Source organism: Actinorectispora metalli (assembly GCF_056323685.1).
In genome coordinates this window covers 524553-543803 of sequence record NZ_JBREYE010000002.1, presented here as the reverse complement: position 1 = coordinate 543803, position 19251 = coordinate 524553, and the positions used below count along the sequence as shown (strand labels likewise).

Annotated in this window: 8 protein-coding genes; 7 read left to right on the top strand and 1 reads right to left on the bottom strand. The window is 69.9% G+C overall.

The features are described from left to right. Positions 1-279: 279 nt before the first annotated feature. Positions 280-3054, bottom strand: coding sequence for a DUF6801 domain-containing protein (locus ACU6XJ_RS22615; protein ID WP_476315241.1), 2775 nt, complete (start codon positions 3052-3054; stop codon positions 280-282). A 796-nt stretch (positions 3055-3850) separates the two neighbouring features. Between ACU6XJ_RS22615 and ACU6XJ_RS22610 the strand changes: the two genes are divergently transcribed. From ACU6XJ_RS22610 to ACU6XJ_RS22580, 7 genes are all read left to right on the top strand, one after another. Further along, entirely contained in the window at positions 3851-10438 is a 6588-nt protein-coding gene (locus tag ACU6XJ_RS22610) for an SDR family NAD(P)-dependent oxidoreductase (RefSeq protein WP_476315238.1), read from the top strand. 8 nt (positions 10439-10446) lie between these two features. After that, the gene (locus tag ACU6XJ_RS22605; RefSeq protein ID WP_476315235.1) at positions 10447-14724 is read left to right on the top strand and encodes a beta-ketoacyl synthase N-terminal-like domain-containing protein; all 4278 of its coding nucleotides are present in this window, start codon (positions 10447-10449) and stop codon (positions 14722-14724) included. Next, positions 14721-15041 carry an acyl carrier protein gene (locus tag ACU6XJ_RS22600; RefSeq protein ID WP_476315232.1) on the top strand — a complete coding sequence of 107 codons (321 nt, stop codon included), beginning with the start codon at positions 14721-14723 and terminating at the stop codon, positions 15039-15041. The genes ACU6XJ_RS22605 and ACU6XJ_RS22600 overlap by 4 nt, the downstream gene beginning before the upstream one ends. Continuing rightward, positions 15038-15841, top strand: a complete 804-nt coding sequence (locus ACU6XJ_RS22595) for an alpha/beta fold hydrolase (RefSeq protein ID WP_476315229.1) — start codon at positions 15038-15040, stop codon at positions 15839-15841. The genes ACU6XJ_RS22600 and ACU6XJ_RS22595 overlap by 4 nt, the downstream gene beginning before the upstream one ends. Next, entirely contained in the window at positions 15838-17001 is a 1164-nt protein-coding gene (locus ACU6XJ_RS22590; protein ID WP_476315226.1) for a glycosyltransferase, read from the top strand. Before ACU6XJ_RS22595 ends, ACU6XJ_RS22590 begins: the two co-directional genes overlap by 4 nt. After that, positions 16998-18077, top strand: coding sequence for a class I SAM-dependent methyltransferase (locus ACU6XJ_RS22585; RefSeq protein ID WP_476315223.1), 1080 nt, complete (start codon positions 16998-17000; stop codon positions 18075-18077). The genes ACU6XJ_RS22590 and ACU6XJ_RS22585 overlap by 4 nt, the downstream gene beginning before the upstream one ends. 85 nt (positions 18078-18162) lie before the next feature. Continuing rightward, positions 18163-19242 carry a class I SAM-dependent methyltransferase gene (locus ACU6XJ_RS22580; RefSeq protein ID WP_476315220.1) on the top strand — a complete coding sequence of 360 codons (1080 nt, stop codon included), beginning with the start codon at positions 18163-18165 and terminating at the stop codon, positions 19240-19242. The last annotated feature ends 9 nt before the right edge of the window (positions 19243-19251 follow it).

Sequence of the window (19251 nt, the reverse complement as noted above, 5' to 3'; positions counted from 1 at the left end):
GGGCAAGTCTGCCGCGAGCGTACCCATGGCCTGCGTGCCCGCCAGGCCTAAGACGGACCCGGCGGCGAAGCCCGCGTCGACCGACTGGTCGAATTCCCACCGGAAGGCCGCGGTACCCCGTGAGGGTCGCATCCGCCACCGGGATTCGAGTCGATCAGCACGAACCAAGAATGGGCGTTCGACTTTCCCGATCGTTGCGAAATATGTCGAAAAGCGGGCCGGAAAAGGAGCGCGCGGCCACATCCGAAGATGTGACCGCGCGACTCTTTTCCGCGGGAGTTACTTCTTGGTCACCGTGACCTTGATGGTGTTACCGGGTCCGGCGGTCATTCCGTTGATGACGCTGCCGAAGAGACCGCAGCCGCTGAACGGCGGGATCTCGTAGGTACCGGTCAGCACTCCGCCCTTGAAGGGGTCGAAGCCGGGGCCGGACTTCAGCGGAATCGTGGCCGGGACCTTGGTCGCGCAGCTGCTGCCGCACACCACCGGCAGGCCGAACACCGTGACCTGAGTCAACACGATCTGGACCTTCGCGGTGGCGTTCACAACACCGCCGGAGAAGGTGCCTGCCACCTTGTCCGTGGAGACCAGCTTGACCTTCGCGGCGCCCGGGAGGAACCCGAACGCCTTGAAGTTCACCGAGGTCGGCGGCAAGGACAGGTCACCGGCCACCTTGCCGGTGACCAGGTCCACATTCGTGTTGAGGCTGCCAGGGCCGATCTTCATGTCGGCGTTCAGCTTCTTGATGTGGGTGGAGCCCGCGACCCCGTAGTTGATGTTGACGCCCTGGTTCGGCGGGGTCGTCGTCGTGGTGGTCGGGGGCACCGTGGTCGTGGTGGTGGTCGGCGGCAGCGTCGTCGGCACCGTCGTGGTGGTCGGCTCCGGAGTCGTTGTCGTGGGCTCCGGGGTCGTGGTGGTGGGCTCGACCGTCGTGGTGGTCGGCTCGGCCGTGGTGGTCGTCGGCTCCACCGTGGTGGTGGTCGGCGGCACCGTCGTGGTCGGCTCCGTGGTCGTCGTCGGCGCCGTGGTGCTCGTCGGCGGGACCGTGGTTCCGTTGCCCGGCTTGATCTCGAACTCGGCCAGCAGGTTGTTCTGGCCGGGGTCCTGCGTGCACGCCGAGGTGAAGGTGCCAAGGCCGGTCGGCTGGCCGTCGGCGGTCTTCGGGGTCAGCGTGGTCGAGTAGTCGCCCACCAGGATCTTGGCCTGGCCCGCCTCGGTGAAGGTCAACGACGGGGCCTGGCCGGAGGCGATCACCTCGAAGGTGCCCGAAGCGGGAACCGGGGTCGAGGGGATCGTCATCGGCACCTTCACGTCCAAGTTCGTGTTCGGAGCCTGGAGCGAGGACTTCGCCTCGGCCGAACCCTCGACGGTCTTGGCGCCGACCAGCGCGAGACCCTGGGTCGCGGTCTCGGGCACGGTCACGGTCGCCTTGATGTCGAACTTCGGCGTCGGCTCACCGACAACGGCGTGCGAAGGCAGCGTCGCGTTGATCTTCGTGACGAGCTTCTGGTTGCCGATCAGCGGGAACGGGCAGGTGTAGGTCAGCGTCAACTCGCCCGGGTTCGGGTTCGGGGGAGTCGACGTCGGCGGGGTGGTTGTCGTCGTCGGCGGAGTCGTCGTCGGGTCCGTCGTCGGCGGCGTTGTGGTCGGTTCCGGAGTCGTCGTCGTGGGCTCCGGGGTCGTTGTCGTCGGCTCGGGAGTCGTGGTGGTCGGCTCCGGAGTCGTCGTCGTGGGCTCCGGGGTCGTCGTGGTCGGCTCGGGAGTCGTGGTGGTCGGCTCCGGAGTGGTGGTCGTCGGCTCCGGGGTCGTGGTGGTGGGCTCCGGGGTCGTGGTCGTCGGCTCCGGAGTGGTGGTGCTGGTCGGCGGCGTGGTCGTGCCGTCGCCCTTGATCTCGAACTCCGCGAGCACGTTGTTCTGACCGGCCTCCAACTTGCAGGCCGAGGTGAACGTGCCGAGGCCGGTCGGCTGGCCGTTGGCGTCCTTCGGGGTCATCGTGGTCGAGTAGTCATTGACCAGGATCTTCGCCTGACCCGGGTTGGTGAAGGTCAGCGATGGCGCCTGGCCGCTGGCCACCACCTGGAACGCGCCCTCGGCCGGAACCGGGGTGGACGGGATGGTCATCGGGACCTTCACCGGCAGGGTCAGACCCGGCGACTCCAGCGTGGACTGCGCCTCGGCGGAGCCCTCGATGGACTTGCCACCCACCAGGGCGAGGCCCTCGGTGGCCGTGCTCGGCACCTTCACCGTCGCCTTGATGTCGAACTTCGGCGTCGGCTGGCCCACCTGCGCCGATTCCGGAACCGTCGCGTTGATCTGGGTGATCAGGCGCTGCGTGCCGATCAGCGGGAACGGGCACAGGTAGCTCAGGGTGAGCTGACCGGGCGGGTCGTTCGGCTGCGGCGGGGTGGGTGTGGTCGGCGGCGGGCTGGACTGCGGCTTGATGTCGAACTCGGTCAGCACATTGTTCTGGCCGGGGTCCTGCGTGCAGTCCGAGGTGAAGGTGCCCAGGCCGGTGGGCTGGCCGTTGGCGTCCTTCGGGGTCAGCGTGGTGGAGTAGTTGCCCACCAGCAGCCTCGCCTTGCCCTCCTTGGTGAAGGTCAGCGAGGGAGCACTGCCGCTGGCGACCACCTCGAAGGTGCCCGACGGCGGGACCGGTGTCTGGGGAAGCGGAAGCGGGAGCGTCACCGGGAGGTTGAGCTCCGGCGATTCGACGGTGGACTGCGCCGCGGCCGAGCCCTCGATCGTCTTGGCGCCCACCAGGTTGAGGCCCTGGGTGGCGGTCTCCGAGACCGTCACCGTGGCCTTGATGCCGATCCGCTCCGTGGGGTGGCCGACCTCGGCCCCGTCCGGAACGGTCGCGTCGATCTTGGTGATCAGCTTCTGGTTGCCGATCAGCGGGAACGGACAGGTGTAGGTCAGGGTCAGGCTGGCATTGACGGTGGCGGCCGAAGCGGCGCCAACGCTGACCAGACCCATGAGTCCGGCGACCATGGCCGTGACGGTTAAGCCCGCCAGGGCTCTGGTCGCCGATCTCGGCTTCCAGGGAATCTTCATCTGTTAGGTCTCCTGCAATAATGGACACGCACGGACGCAGAGATGCAGGGTAAGGAGCCGGTCACGTTATTCCGTGCCCTTTCCACACCCGCGGGAGACGGAAAAACATCCCCGTTTATCAGTCGGCACAGGGAAATTAACCTGTGTTACCGCGGAGTAAGCTAACTCCGAGGTCAGCGAGCGGCAAGACCCCCGTACAACGCACGTCACAGCCCGCACGGACCGTCGGATAGCCGTCTTTCAGTACACTCAAGAATTCTTAGCATCGATGTGCCAAAGAGCTTGAACGTATTTGTCACCGAGCGCAGTTCGGTGTCTCCCAAGCGCCACGCCGGGCGACATGATCGGTTCCGTGATAACGGATAGGCAACTTGAGCTGCGGGGAGAGTTCCAGGTGCCAGGGTTGTCACCGGGCGACAGAAGTCGCCTACCTGGGCGTTCGACCTGCCGCGAGCCGGGGCCCAACCCTCAGCGTATCGACAGGCGGATTGCCACGGCCTGGCGGCCCCCGCAATTAGGGGATTGTCACAACCGGCGACCACCGTAATACTCACCGAACCACAAACTTTGGGATCCGTGGCGAAACGCGCCAGAATCCCTGCTGCCCACTTGATGCCCGCTTGTATTGTGCTTGGCTGGCACTTGGGTGCCCGCACCAGGAGCCAACCGGACTAATCGAAGCATTGACGCCGCACACTTTTAGCGTTTCACTGAAGATCCCTGCCATCTCATACTGTGGCAACCATGATGTGAGACAACAAATTCCGGTTAATCGAGTCGCCAGGTCCGGTGAATCATGACTTTCCCCCTGCACACCCCTGAGCTCGTTGGAATCAGTCCGCTGGGACGGCCCAACGCGCGGCTGGTCGCCGCCGTGTGCAGAGCCGGTGGTCTCGGCGTGCTGGACCTTGGCTCCGGCGATCGACGCGCTGCCCAGCAGCTCGCGCTGGCCGCGGAGTGGATCGACGGGTCGTTCGGTGTGCGTATCCCCCACGACTGTGTCCTCGCGCTGCCCGACAACGCGACCACCGTGATCGTGCCCGCGGGTGCCCGACTGGATGCCTACGGTGACCGCCGGGTGTTGGTCGAGGTGACCGGCCTGGACGAGGCACGTGCCGCCGCGGGCGCGCACGGCCTGATCGCCAGAGGCCACGAGGCAGGCGGCAAGGTCGGGGAGCTGAGCACCTTCGTGCTGCTCCAGCAGCTGCTGGCCGAGGTCGACCTGCCGGTGCTGGCGTGTGGCGGGATCGGGCCGAACACCGCGGCGGCGGCCATCGCGGGCGGCGCGGCCGGTGTCGTGCTGGACACCCAGCTCGCGTTGCTCGCCGAGGCCGCGCCGACAGCGGAGGTTGTGGCCGCGCTGTCCGGTATGGATGGTTCGGAGACGGTTGTCCGGGACGGCATTCGCGTGTTGGAGCGCCGCGGCCGGGTGTCGGGGCTGCCCGTCGGGCAGGACGGCTTCCTCGCCGAGCGCTTCGCCGACCGCTGGGGCTCGGTGGGCGCCGCGGTGCGCGGCGTCCGCGAGGCGATGGCGGTTCGGGCCTCGGCGGTGGACACGCTGCGCCCGAACCCGGCGTTCGGCTCGCCGCTGCCGGTGGCGCAGGGACCGATGACCCGGGTGTCCGACCAGGCCTCGTTCGCGGCGGCGGTGGCGGAGGGTGGCGGGCTGCCGTTCGTTGCGCTGGCGCTGTCCCGCGGCCCGCAGACCCGGACGCTGCTGGAAGAAACCCGCGACCGGCTGGGTGAGCGCCCGTGGGGTGTCGGCGTGCTGGGGTTCGCCGCCGAGGAGACCCGCGCCGAGCAGCTTGAGGTGATCCGGGAGATCCGGCCGTCGCACGCCATCATCGCGGGCGGGCGGCCCTCGCAGGCCGAGACGCTGGAGGCGGTGGGGATCAGCACCTTCCTGCACGTGCCCTCCCCCGGTCTGCTGTCGCAGTTCGTGGCGGCGGGCGCGCGGAAGTTCATCTTCGAGGGCGCCGAGTGCGGCGGGCACGTGGGGCCGCGGGCCAGCTTCCCGCTGTGGGAGGCGCAGATCCAGGTGCTGCTGGACGCCCTGCCCAACGGCGCGGGCTGCCAGGTCCTGTTCGCGGGCGGCATCCACGACGAGCGGTCCGCGGCGATGGTGGCGGCGGCCGCCGCCCCGCTGTCGGAGCGCGGTGTGGCGGTCGGCGTGCTGATGGGGACTGCCTACCTGTTCACCGAGGAAGCCGTCCGCAACGGCGCCGTTGGCTCCACCTTCCAGCAGCAGGTGATCGCCGCCTCGCGGACTTCACTGCTGGAGACCGCCCCCGGCCATGCGACCCGCTGCGTGGACAGCCCGTTCACCGAGGAGTTCAGCTCGATCAAGCAGCGGCTCTCCGCCGACGGCGTCGCCGACCGCGAGGCCTGGGAGCAACTCGAGCAGCTCAACGTGGGTCGGCTGCGGCTGGCCAGCAAGGGGATCGAGCGCATCGGTGATGAGCTGCGCTCGGTCGACGAGGACCGCCAGCTCTCCGAGGGCATGTTCATGGCGGGCGAGGTGGCGGTGCTGCGCGACGCGGTGACCACCGTCGCCGCCCTGCACGCCTCGGTCACGACCGGCGCCGCCGAGTTCCTGGCCGCCGCCGTCGACACGCCGGTGCGGGACGAGGCACCGCGTCCGGAGGCGATGGACATCGCGATCGTCGGGATGTCCTGCATGTTCCCGCAGGCGCCCGACCTGGCCACGTTCTGGGCGAACGTGTTGGACGGCGTGGACTCCATCACCGAGGTGCCCGCCACCCGGTGGGACACCTCGGTCTACTACTCCCCCGACGGCGGCACCGACAAGACGCCGTCGAAATGGGGCGGTTTCCTGCCGGAGATCCCGTTCGACCCGCTGAAGTACGGCATCCCGCCGTCCTCGCTGGCCAGCATCGAGCCCGTCCAACTGCTGGCGCTGGAGGCAGCGGCGCGGGCGCTCAAGGACGCGGGCTATGCCGACCGGGCGTTCAACCGGGACCGGGCGAGTGTGGTGTTCGGCGCCGAGTCCGGCAGCGATCTGTCCAACGCCGGTGTGCTGCGCACGACGTTGCCCGCCTATCTCGGCGAGGTGCCCGGCGAGCTTGAGGAGCAGCTTCCGGGGCTGACCGAGGACTCCTTCCCCGGGGTACTGGCCAACGTGATCGCGGGCCGCATCGCCAACCGCCTCGACCTCGGCGGCGCGAACTACACCGTGGACGCGGCGTGCGCGTCCTCGCTGGCCGCGCTGGATGTGGCGTGCAAAGAGCTGGTGACCGGTTCCAGCGACCTGGTGCTGTGCGGTGGCGGGGACCTGCACAACGGCATCAACGACTACCTGATGTTCGCCTCGGTCGGCGCGCTGTCGCGCACCGGCCGCTGCGCCACGTTCGACGCCACCGCCGACGGCATCGCGCTCGGTGAGGGCGTGGCCTGCGTGGTGCTGAAGCGGCTTTCCGACGCCGAACGCGACGGCGACCGCGTGTACGCCGTGATCAAGGGCGTGGGCAGCGCCTCCGACGGCCGCTCGCTCGGCCTGACCGCGCCGCGGCCGGAGGGCCAGCGCCGCGCCCTGGACCGGGCCTACGCCCAGGCAGGGGTGTCGCCCGCGCAGGTCGGCATGGTGGAGGCGCACGGCACCGGCACGGTGGTCGGCGACCGCACCGAGCTGTCGGTGCTGACCACGCTGTTCACCGATGCGGGCGCCGAGCCCGCCTCCTGCGCGGTGGGGTCGGTGAAGTCGCAGATCGGCCACACCAAGTGCGCCGCCGGTCTGGCGGGCCTGATCAAGGTGGCGCTCGCGCTGCACACCGGCGTGCGGCCCCCGACGCTGCACGTCGAGCGGCCCAACCCGGCGTGGGAGGCCGACACCAGCCCGTTCGTCTTCCACGCCAAGGCGACCCCGTGGGCGGTGCCGGTGCACGAGCGGATCGCGGGCGTCAGCGCCTTCGGCTTCGGCGGCACCAACTTCCACGCCGTGCTCACCGCCTACGACGCGGGCCCGCCGCCCGCGCACACCAGGGACGAGTGGCCCGCGGAGCTGTTCACCTTCCGCGGCGCCGACCTGCCCGCCGCCCAGCGCGACGCGAAGTGGCTGCTGGAACTGGCCGCCGCGGGTGACTGGCGGCTGCGTGACCTCGCGCTGGCCGCGGCCCGCCGCCCGAGCACCGGCCCGGTTCAGCTGGCCGTGGTGGCGGGCAGCGTCGAGGAGCTCGCAGGCCAGTTGGAGCAGGCACTGGCCGGACAGGCCAACCCGCACCGCGGCGTGTACGTCGCCGTCGGCGGACCCGCGCCGAAGGTCGGGGTGCTGTTCCCCGGCCAGGGCAGCCAGCGGCCTGGCATGCTGGCCGAGCTGTTCGTGGCGTTCCCCGAACTCCAGCGGTACCTCAAGCTGGGCCGCGAGTGGGCGGACCGCATCTACCCACCCGCCACCTTCGATGAGGACGCCGCGCAGCGGCAGCTCACGTCGATCACCGACACCCGCATCGCGCAGCCCGCGCTGGGCATCGCGGGACTGGCGGTGTTCGACCTGCTCGGCAGGGCGGGCGTGCGGCCCGACCTGGTCGCGGGGCACAGCTACGGCGAACTGGTCGCGCTGGCCGCGGCCGGGGTGTTCGACGCCGAGACGCTCATCGAGTGCAGCGCGGGCCGCGCCGAGGCGATCCTGTCCAGCCTGGGCACCGACCCCGGCGCGATGGCGGCGGTGACGGCCGACGCGCGGCGGATCGAGGAGACGCTGAGCACCGCGGGCCTGGCGGGCGAGGTGGTCACGGCGAACCGGAACTCGCCGAAGCAGACGGTGATCTCCGGGCCGACGCCCGCGATCGAGCGGGCCGTGGAGGTGCTCAAGTCGGCGGGCTTGGGCGCCAAGCGGATCCAGGTGGCCTGCGCGTTCCACAGCCCGCTGGTGAACGAGGCGCAGGAGGCGTTCGCGAAGGTGCTGCAGGCCGCCCCGCTGCACCCGGCCGAGCTGACCGTGCTGTCCAACCGCACCGCGCGGGCCTACCCCGCGCCGCCGGACGCCATCCGCGCCGAGTTGGCGGCGCAGATCATCTCGCCGGTGCGCTTCGCCGACCAGATCGAGGCCATGTACGACGCGGGCGTGCGGGTCTTCGTGGAGGCCGGTCCGGGGTCGGTGCTGACCAAGCTGGTCGGCGACGTCCTCGGTGACCGTCCACATCAGAGCATCGCCTGCGAACCCAAGCCCAAGGACGGGCTGCGCGGATTCCTGCAGGCGCTGGCCCAACTCGCCACCGCGGGCCTCGACGTACGCACCGACTGGCTGTTCGCGGGCCGGGACGCCGTGGACGCGGGTCGCCGCAAGGCGCCCAAGCGGGCCGGGTGGACGGTCGACGGCCACCTGGTGCGGACCGCGAGCGGCGACATCCCCTCCGGCGCGCTGACGCCGGCCCGACGCATCGAACTGAACCTGGAGGCACCGGTGGCCCGCGACGCATCCGCACAGGAGGCGCTGATCTCGGAGTTCCTGCGCAACAGCCGGGAACTCGTCGCCGCCCAGCGTGACGTGCTGATCAGCTACCTCGGCACCCCCGGCCAGGTGGTCACGATGTCACCGCAGGTCGTCATGGCCGCGCCCCAGGAGATCCAGGCTCCCCAGCTCGCGGCGCCGCAGGTCGAGATGCCCGCCGCGCAGCAGGCCCCGGTCGAGGAGTCCGGGCGGCTGGGCGCCGACGAGACGCTGCAGGTGGTGCTGGACGTGATCAGCGCCCGCACCGGCTACCCGGTGGACATGATCGAGGCCGACCTCGACCTGGAGGCCGACCTCAGCATCGACTCGATCAAGCGGGCGGAGATCGCGGGCGAGCTCAACGTGCGGCTGAACCTGGCCGACGCGGGCTCCACGCTGTTGGAGAGCCTGGCCAAACAACGCACCGCCGCGGGCATCACCGAGGTGGTGACCGGTCACGTCGGCGGGGCAGTCGTCGACGTGATCGAGGCCCCCGCCGAGCCTGCCCCCGCTGTGTCCACTGTGGATGAGCCGGCGCCGTTGGTGGCGGCCCCGCGGCGGTGCACCGTGCGTGAGGTGGAGCTGCCCGACATCACCGCTCCCGCCGCCGGCCTGGCGGGCAAGCGGTTCGCGGTGCACGGCGACGGCCCGCTGGCCGAGGCGGTGGCCGCCCGGCTGGCCGCGGCGGGCGCGGAGCTTTCCGACGGTGCCTACGACGGGCTGATCCACCTCACCGTTCCCGCGCTGCCCGAGGCCTATCCCGACTTCCGGCGTGCGCTGACCGACGGTGCGCGCTGGCTGATCGCGGTGGCGCCCAAGCAGAACTCGGGCGGTCTGCGCGGATTCTTCCGCACCGTGGCCCGCGAATACCCCGACACGGTCGCCAGGCTCGTCGAGCTGGACGCGGGCACCGCGCCCGAGCTCGCGGCCGGGTTCATCGTCGCCGAACTGCTCGCCGCGGACGCACCCGTTGTGGTGCGCGACGCGATCGGCAGGCGCGGCCTTGAGCTGGTCGAAGCACCGCCGAACCTGCTGGCGGGCAGCGGAGCGGGCCCCGCCGGGGACGGCGCGGCCGAAGCCGCCGCCCTGGGCCTGGACAGCGAGTCGGTGGTGCTGCTGGTGGGCGGCGCGAAGGGCATCACCGCCCGGTTCGCCGCCACCCTGGCCTCCGCGAGCCGCTGCCGCATCGAGCTGTTCGGCCGCACCGCCCGTCCGGAAGGCGCCGAGGAAGCGGTCATCGCCGCCGCGGGCGATGCCACGGCGCTGCGTGGCGCGTTGATCGCGGGCGGCATGCGCTCCCCCGCCGAGGTGGAGCGCAAGGTCGCGTCGATCCTGGCGCAGCGGGAGGTCACCCAGACGCTGCGCGAACTGGAGGAGCTGGGCAGCCAGGCCCGCTACCACTCGCTGGACGTCCGCGACGCCGAGGCCGTCGAGCGGGCGGTGAAGGAGATCTACGCCGAGCACGGGCGGCTGGACGGCGTCATCTACGCGGCGGGCATCATCTCCGACCGGCTCATCGCGGAGAAGGAGCAGGACGAGTTCCTGCGGGTGTTCGAGACCAAGGTGGAGGGCGCCCGCTCGGTGCTGTCCGCGATGGACCACCTGCCCGACGGCAAGCGGTTCGCGGTGTTGTTCGGCAGCATCGCCGCGGTGCTCGGCAACCGCGGCCAAGCCGACTACGCCGCAGCCAACGACGCGCTGGAGGAGATCGGCCGGGCCTGGGCGGGCACCGACCGCCGTGCGCTGACCGTCCACTGGGGACCGTGGGCGCCGACCGGCAAGCACGACGGCATGGTCTCGCCGGAGCTGATGCGCTCCTACGCCAAGCGCGGCATCAAGCTGATCGACCCCGAGGAGGGCACGCTGGCGCTGCTGCGCGAGCTGGCCTGGGGCGCGAGCACCGAGGACGCCGTCACCTACACCGCGTCGGGCTGGTGAGGTAGCGCGTGGAGCCCATCGCGATCGTCGGGATGTCGGTACTGCTGCCGGGCGCACCTGACCTGGCGGCGTACTGGCGCAACCTGATCGAGGGCGTCGACGCGATCAGCGACGTCCCGCCGGGCCGGTGGGACGCGGAGTTCTACGCCCCCGAGGAGACCCGCGCCGATCGCGTGTACTGCCGCCGCGGCGGTTTCGTATCCGCCGAGGTGGACGTGACGGAGTTCGGGATCATGCCGAACTCGGTGGCGGGCGCCGAACCGGATCAGCTCATCGCCCTGAAGGTGGCCGCCTCGGCCATCGCGGACGCGGGCGGCAAGCTGCCCGAGGACCGCCAGCACGTGGGCATCGTGCTGGGCCGCGGCGGGTACCTCACCCCCGGTCTGGTGCGGCTGGACCAACGGGTCCGGACCGCGAGCCAGCTGGTGCGCACGCTGGGCGAGCTGGTGCCCGGTCTCGGCGCGGAGCAGTTGGAGAAGGTCCGGGAGGCGTTCACCGAGGAACTCGGGCCGCACTCCCCCGAGTCCTCCATCGGACTGGTGCCCAACCTCGCCGCCTCTCGCGTCGCGAACCGGCTCGACCTGCGCGGACCCGCGTACACAGTGGATGCCGCCTGTGCGTCCTCGCTGGTGGCGGTGGACCACGCGGTGCGGGAGCTGGAATCGGGGCGTTGCGATGTGATGCTGGCGGGCGGGACGCACCACTGCCACGACATCACCTTCTGGAGTGTTTTCGCCCAGTTGCGCGCGCTGTCACCCAGCCAGCGGATCAGGCCGTTCCACCGCGATGCCGATGGGATTTTGATCGGCGAGGGCACCGGAGTCGTGGTGCTCAAGCGACTGGCCGACGCGCAACGCGACGGCGACCGGGTTTACGCGGTGATCCGCGGCAGCGGAGTGGCCAGCGACGGCCGCACCGCGAGCCTGTTCAACCCCGACCCCGGCGGTCAGGTGCGGGCCGTCCGCCAGGCCTGGCAGGCCGCGGGCCTGGATCCCACCGACCCGCACGCCATCGGTCTGCTGGAGGCCCACGGCACCGCGACGCCCGCCGGTGACACCGCGGAGTTGGCGACGCTGGCCGAGGTGTTCGGTCCGCCCAACGGGCACCGGACCGCGATCGGCTCGGTGAAGTCGATGATCGGCCACGTGATGCCGGCGGCGGGCGTCGCGGGGCTGGTCAAGGCGGCACTGGCCGTGTACCACGGGGTGCTGCCGCCGACGCTGCACTGCGATGACCCGCATCCCGACCTGGCCAAGACCCGGTTCGCGCCGCTCGCCACGGCGACGCCGTGGGAGACCGACGGGGTGCGCAGGGCGGGCGTGAACGCCTTCGGCTTCGGCGGGATCAACGCGCACATCGTGTTGGAGCAGGCCGCCTCCGCGCCGCCCGCCGTCGTGGTCACCGAGCCGGAGCGGGTACTTCGACTGGCCGCGCACAGCGTAGCGGAGCTGTCCGCTCTGCTGGACGCACCGGACTCACAGGTACTCACGTCCACTGTGGACGAAAGCCCGCCGGTTCGCCTCGGCATCGTGGACCCCGGCGAGAAGCAGCTCGCCAGGGCGCGGCGGATCGTGGCCAAGGGCAAGTCGTGGCGAGGGCGCAACGACATCTGGTTCACGCCGGAGCCGCTGCTAACCCAGGGCAAGGTGGCGTTCATCTTCCCCGGGTTGGAAAACGAGTTCTCCCCCGACGTGACGGACGTGGCCGCGCACTTCGGCCTGCGGGCCCCGGAGCAGGCCGCGGTCGGCGACATCATCGGGCACGGCGCCGCCGCGGTCCGGCTTGGAATCCTGCTCGACAGGGCGCTGCAACAGCTGGGCGTGGTGCCGAACGCGGTCGCCGGGCACAGCGTCGGCGAGTGGACAGCGATGGCCTGTGGTGGCATCCACACCCCCGAGCAGGTCGACTCGCTGATCGAGTACTACGCGCGGCACGCGATGAGCGTGCCGGGCGTGGTGTTCGCGGTGCTCGGCGCCCCGGCCGAGCAGGTGGAGCAGGTGCTGGCGGGACACCCGGATGTGGTGCTCTCGCATGACAACGCGCCCAACCAGTCGATCATCTGCGGTCCGTCCACCGAGGTGGACGCGGTGGTGCTGGAGTTCCGCGGCCGCAACGTCCTCGGCCAGGTGCTGCCGTTCCAATCCGGGTTCCACACGCCCATGCTGGAGCCGTACCTGGAGCCGATCGCGAAAGCGATGGCCCGCCACGAGCAGCACGCCCAGCGGATTCCGGTCTGGTCGGCCACCACCACCGAGGTCTACCCCGCCGACCACGCCGAGGTGCAGCGGCTATTCGTGCGGCACCTGCTGGAACCGGTGCGCTTCCGTCCACTCATCGAGGCCATGTACGCCCGGGGCTTCCGCGCGTTCCTCCAGCTGGGAGTCGGGCAGGTCAGCTCGTTGATCACCGACACCCTCAGCGGGCGGGAACACCTGGCGATTCCGGCCGCCGTCAACGGCCGCCGCGGCATGGCGCAGCTCAGCCGCGTCACCACGGCGCTGTGGGTGGACGGGCATCCCTCACTGTCGGCCGGGGCCAAGGCAGTGTCCGGCGCCCACCAGCGCTCGCGGATCGACCTGGACCTCGGTGGTGCGCTGGTGTCGCTCAGCGAGGATGCGCGACGCACGCTGACGCCGATGCTGGGCGCCTCCAGCGGCACGGCCTCCGCACTGGACAAGCTCGTCGGCGGAAATCCCCTGGCGGCCGAGCTGTCGGCGATGATGCGCGACACCGCCAACACCGCGGCGGAGCTGATCACGGCGGCACGCAATGCCACACCCGCCCGAAATGGCGCCGCAGGCAACGGGGTCGCCGTAGCGCCGCCCGCCCCCGCACCACGCTATGCCGGTACCGCGCACACCGTGCTGCGGGTGTCCACCGAGACCATGCCGTACCTGCTGGACCACTGTTTCTTCCAGCAGAAGCCGGGATGGCCGGACGATGCCGACAGGTGGCCGGTGGTGCCCGCGACCACGCTGATCGAGCACTGCATGGACTTCGCCCAGCAGGCCGTGCCCGGCAGCACCGCGATCGCCGTGGAGGACGTGGTGTTGCACCGCTGGATCGCGGCGATCCCCTCCGTGGACGTGCCCGTCACGGTCACGGTCGATGGCGACCGCGCCGCCGTGACCATGGGGGACCGCGCCACGGCGGTCGTCCGACTCGCCGCGAACCACCCGCGACCGCCCGCGGTGTGGGACTGGCCCTTCGCCGAGGAGCGCAGGCCGGAGATCGCCGCTGAACAGCTCTACACCGAGCGGTGGATGTTCCACGGACCGCGGTTCCAGGCCGTCACCGAACTGAACGGCATCGGCGAGAACTTCGTCCGCGCCACCCTGACCACCCCGTCGGCGCCCGGGGCGTTGATGGACAACGTCGGGCAGGTGCTCGGCTACTGGATCATGTCGACCGAGCGGGAGCGCACCACGGTGTTCCCGGTGCAGATGTCCAAGCTCCGCTTCTTCGGCCCGCATCCGGCGGTGGGCGAGAAGCTGGAGTGCCGGATACGGATCACCGCGTTGACCCATGACAGCCTCGAAGCCGATATGCAGCTCATCAAGGACGGTCAAGTCTGGGCGGATTGCACCGGATGGGCCGACCGGCGGTTCGACAGCAACCCCGACATCCGCCGGATGGACCGCTTCCCGGGCCGCAACACCCTGTCCCGCAGGCAGGACGGCGACTGGTTCGCGGTGTTCGAGCAATGGCCGGGGCTGGCCTCCCGCGACTTGGTCTCCCGCAACTTCCTCGGCGGAAACGAGCGCTCGGCCTATGAACTGCACCCGCCGCGCGAGCGCCGCCAGTGGCTGCTCGGCCGGATCGCGGTCAAGGACGCCGTGCGCAGCCACCTGTGGGACAGCGGCGAAGGCGAGGTCTTCCCCGCGGAGGTCATCGTCGGCGACGACCACAATGGACAGTCCTGTGTGACGGGACGCTACGACAGGAAGCTTCCGGACCTGGCCGTGTCGTCGACGCATTGCCGTGAACTCGGCGCGTCGATCGTCCGGTCGGGACCGGCGAGGGTGGGCATCGACGCCCGCGAGGTCACAGGCAGCCCCGATGAGGCGCTGCTGATGGCGGTGCGGACGGCGGCGGCCAAGGCCGAGGGCGAGCCGACGCGCTCGTACCCGGTGACCGAGGTGAACGAGGAAGAACTGCTGGTCGTGACCGGCGGACATGAGTACCGAGTGCGTCACCGGACCGTGCGAAACCCGCAGGGCCTGCCGGATCGGCGCTATGTCGTGGCCTGGACGGTGCACGGCGAAGGAAAAGGAGAACCCAGGTGAACAACGGTGAGCTGGTACAGGGCGTTGCTCCGCACGCCGTCCTGTCCGAGGTCGAATCACTGCTGCGCGAGCTGCTCGCCGAGTACGACCTCGGGGACGACGTGGACGTGATCGACATGGACACCAAGTTCCACGAGGACCTGGAGCTGGAGAGCATCGACCTCGTGGCGTTCGCGGCCAAATTGCAGGGCCGCTACGGCGAGCGGGTCAACTTCGCCGAGTTCATCGCGGGCATGGAACTCGAGGAGATCATCGACATGACCGTCGGCGACATCGTGCACTTCATCGCCCGCTCCCTGAACGAGGCGGGCGCATGAAGCTCAGCGTGAACGGTATGTCGCTCAACGTGGTGCGCATGGAGCAGCCCACGGAGGCGCCGATCGTGGTCTGCGTCCACGGCATCGTCGTGGACAGCCTCGCCAGCTACTGGCTCACGCTGGCGCCCGCCTTCCACGAGGCGGGTTTCGACGTGATCATGTATGACCAGCGCGGGCACGGTCGCAGCACGCATCCGGTGAGCGGCTATTCCCTGCAACACTTCATCGACGACCTCAAGGGCGTGCTGGACCAGCTGGGCATCGACCGGCCCGTGCACCTGGTCGGCAATTCCTTCGGCGGCTGCGTCGTGTTCGGCTTCGCCGCCGAGTACCCGGAGCTGACCGCCAGCGTCGTGCTGATCGAGTCCGAGCCGCCGCAGCAGGACTGGGAGCCCAAGTGGGCGAAGAACTTCGCCGAGGCTCGCGTCGCCTTGCTCGAGGAGGACGCGATCAAGGTGCTGGGCAAGAACAACGAACACATGATGCGGCTGCTGCGCAGTGGCGCCAAGAAGCTGCACTCGAACGACTTGCACCTCGAGCTGCCCAAGAGCCGCACGCTGACCGACGACGAGATCGCCGCTGTGGACCGCCCGGTGCTGGCCCTCTACGGCGAAGCCTCCGATCTGCGCGAGCAGGCACCCAAGCTGGCCAACCTGATGCCCCACTACCGGCACGTGACGCTGCCCGGTGAGGATCACTCGATCCTGGTGGAGGCCACCGCGCAGGTCCGCGAGCTGACCCTGAACTGGATTCTCGAACACTCCGCCCCGAAGACAACCGGTTTGGTGACAACGCCATGACACGTTTCCTGTTCGTCGTCCCGCCGCTGCACGGCCACATCAACCCGGCCGCCAGCGTCGCCGCGGAACTCCGCGACCGCGGCCACCAGGTGGCCTGGGCGGGACAGCCGGAATTGATCGCCGCGCTGGCGGGCGACGAGCAGGTCTTTCCCGCCGACGTGCCCGAGGTGACGCCCCGCCCGCCGGAGCTGCGTGGCCCCGCGGCGCTGAAGTTCCTGTGGGAGAGCTTCATCATCCCGTTGGCCGACGCCATGGCGCCGGGCGTGCGGGCCGCGGCCGAGCAGTTCCGCCCCGAGGTGATCGTCACCGACCAGCAGGCACTGGCCGGCGGGCTGATCGCGGAGACCCTGGGCCTGCCGTGGGCGACCTCGGCGACGACCTCGGCCGAGCTGATCGACCCGCTGACCGCCACGCCCAAGGTCGACGCCTGGGTCCGGGAGCAGATTCAGGGCCTGCGCGACCGCATCGGCGACCCGGCGAGTGGCACCGATCCGCGGTTCTCGCCGCATCTCGTGCTCGCCTTCACCACTCCGGAGCTGCTGGGCTCCGACCTGCCCGGCGTCAGCTTCGTCGGTCCCGCCATCACCCACCGCCCGTCCACGGCGGACTTTCCGTGGGACTGGCTGGACCCCGCCCGGCAGCGCCTGCTGATCAGCCTCGGCACCGCCAACGCCGATGCGGGCTCGCGCTTCCTGCGCGAATGCGTCGCCGCGGTGCGCGAACGGTCCTCGGAGGTGCAGGCGGTGGTGGTGGACCCGACCGGCGAGCTGGCGGGCGAATCCGACCGGGACGTCCTGGTCCGTGAGCGGGTGCCGCAGCTGGAGCTGATCCCCCAGGTGAACGCCGTGGTCTGTCACGCCGGACACAACACCGTCTGCGAATCCCTGTGGCACGGCGTGCCTTTGGTGGTGGCCCCTATCCGCGACGACCAGCCGGTGGTAGCAAGTCAGGTGGTCGAAGCCGGTGCGGGCGTTCGTGTCCGGTTCGGCCGGGCGACCGCGACCCATCTGGGCTCCGCGATCGACACGGTGCTGGACGAGAACAGCGGACTGCGCGCGGGAGCGGCACGCATCGCCGAGTCTTTCCAGTCGGCCGGAGGTGCCGCCGCGGCGGCGCAGGCCGCCGAGCGGCTTGCCATACTGGAAGGAGCAGCGCGATGAGCGAACTGTCGAAGAAGGCCAAGCGACAGGCGCATGCCGCCGCCGTCGAGAAAGCCCGGCCCGCCTACCGCGCGGACCTGGCCAAGGGCATCGACCGCTTCTTCCACCCCAAGCGTCCCGACTGTGCGTGGTGCGGCAGCGTCCTGGTCCGGGAGTACCAGCGCATACCGGACCTGTACCAGCGCAAGCCCGGCACGTTCGTGCTGGACGAGTGCACGGAGTGCGGCACGATCTTCCAGAACCCCAAGCTCACCATCGAGGGGCTGGAGTTCTACTACCGCGACTTCTACGACGGTCTCGGCCAAGAGAAGATGGACAAGCTGTTCGGCACCGCCGAATTCGGCTACCGGGCGCGGCACAGCATCGTCCCCGACGAGCTGGCCCCCCGCGAATGGCTGGACGTGGGCTGCGGTCACGGCCACTTCTGCAAGGTGGCGGGCGAGCGCTTCAAAGACACTGTCTTCCACGGCCTCGACCTCAGTGCGGGCGTGGAGATCGCCAAGGAGAACGGCTGGATCGAACGCGGCTACCGCGGCCTGTTCGTCGAGTTGTCCGATGAGCTCAAGGACAGTTACGACCTGGTGAGCATGTTCCATTACCTGGAACACGCCTACATTCCCGCCGAGGAGCTGGAGGCCGCGCACAAGGTGCTGCGCACCGGCGGCCACCTGCTCATCGAGGTGCCCGACGCCGAGTCCCGCTGGAGCCGCATCCTCGGCCGCTGGTGGCTGCCCCACTTGCAACCGCAGCACCTGCACTTCATCCCCATGCGTGAGCTCAACAAGCGCCTGAAGGCACTCGGTTTCACCGTCGTCGACACCCACCGCAAGGAAGCCCACGGCGCCATCGATCTGGCGTTGGCCTGGTACAACCTCGTCAACTACCTCGCCCCCGGCGAAGACTTCGCCTGGCGCCCCAAGCCCCCGAGCAGGTTCGCCAGGGCGCTGCGCTCCGCGGTGATCGGCGCGGCCATCCCCGTCTTCTTCCTGGCGCTGGCCGTCGACTTCGCGTTGAACCCCTTCTCCGCCAAGCTGAAGATCACCAACGCCTACCGGGTACTCGCCCGCAAGGACTGAACGAATCCGCGCCGCGGCAGCGGCTCAGGTGATGTTGACCGGGCGCCATCAACGGTGATCTAGCCCCGCTAAAGGGAGCACCGTGATGCGCGAACTGTCCACGAGAGAAAAGAAGCGGGCGTATGCCGCCGCCGTCGAGAAGGCCAGGCCCGCTTATCGGGAGGAACTGGCCAAGGGCGTCGACCGGTTCTTCCATCCCGAACGCCCCGACTGCGCATGGTGCGGCGGCGCCCGGCTGGTCGAACACGCCCGCATCCCCGACCTGTACCAGCGCAAACCGGGCACCTTCGTGCTGAACAAGTGCCTGGAATGCGGCACCGTCTTCCAAAACCCCAAACTCACCGTCGAGGGGCTGGACTTCTACTACCGGGACTTCTACGACGGTCTCGGCCAAGAGCGAATCGACAAGCTGTTCGGCACGGGTGAGTTCGTCTACCGCCTCCGGGCGGCCATTGTCCCGGACGGGTTGGCCCCCCGCGAATGGCTGGACGTGGGCTGCGGACACGGCCATTTCTGCAAGGTCGCCTCGCGGCGCTTCACCGGCACCGTCTTCCACGGCCTGGACCTCAGCGCGGGCGTGGATGCCGCCAAGGACAAGGGCTGGATCGAACGCGGCTTCCGCGGTTTGTTCGTCGAACTGGCGGACGAACTGGAGGACAGCTACGACATGATCAGCATGTTCCACTACCTGGAGCATGCCGTCACGCCCCAAGATGAGTTGGCGGCGGCACACAAGGTGCTGCGCACCGGAGGGCACCTGCTGATCGAGGTGCCGGACGCGGAATCACGGTGGAGTCGCATTCTGGGGCGCTGGTGGGTGGCTCATCTTCAGCCTCAGCACCTGCACTTCATCTCGATGGCGCAGCTTCGCAGTCGGCTGGAGTCGCTGGGGTTCACCGTCGTGGCGGCCCAGCGGAAAGAGGCGCACGCACCGGTCGATCTGGCGCTGGCCACCTACATGTTCTTCCAACGGATCAGCCCTGCCGAGGATCTCCCCTGGCGGCCCAAGCCACCCGGGATGCTCGCCAGGGTAGCCCGGTCCGCGCTGGTCGCCGTCGGCTACCCGATCGTCGTCGCGGCGTTTCTCGTCGACTTCGCGGTCGGCAGTTTCTCCGAGCGGCTGAAGATCAGCAACACCTACCGGGTACTCGCCCGCAAGGACTGACCGAGCGTG

What these genes read in the sequence shown, in the direction of transcription:
- ACU6XJ_RS22615 (WP_476315241.1), bottom strand. Translation starts at nt 3,054, where the DNA reads ATGAAGATTCCCTGGAAGCCGAGATCGGCGACCAGAGCCCTGGCGGGC.
- ACU6XJ_RS22610 (WP_476315238.1), top strand. Translation starts at nt 3,851, where the DNA reads ATGACTTTCCCCCTGCACACCCCTGAGCTCGTTGGAATCAGTCCGCTG.
- ACU6XJ_RS22595 (WP_476315229.1), top strand. Translation starts at nt 15,038, where the DNA reads ATGAAGCTCAGCGTGAACGGTATGTCGCTCAACGTGGTGCGCATGGAG.
- ACU6XJ_RS22590 (WP_476315226.1), top strand. Translation starts at nt 15,838, where the DNA reads ATGACACGTTTCCTGTTCGTCGTCCCGCCGCTGCACGGCCACATCAAC.
- ACU6XJ_RS22585 (WP_476315223.1), top strand. Translation starts at nt 16,998, where the DNA reads ATGAGCGAACTGTCGAAGAAGGCCAAGCGACAGGCGCATGCCGCCGCC.
- ACU6XJ_RS22580 (WP_476315220.1), top strand. Translation starts at nt 18,163, where the DNA reads ATGCGCGAACTGTCCACGAGAGAAAAGAAGCGGGCGTATGCCGCCGCC.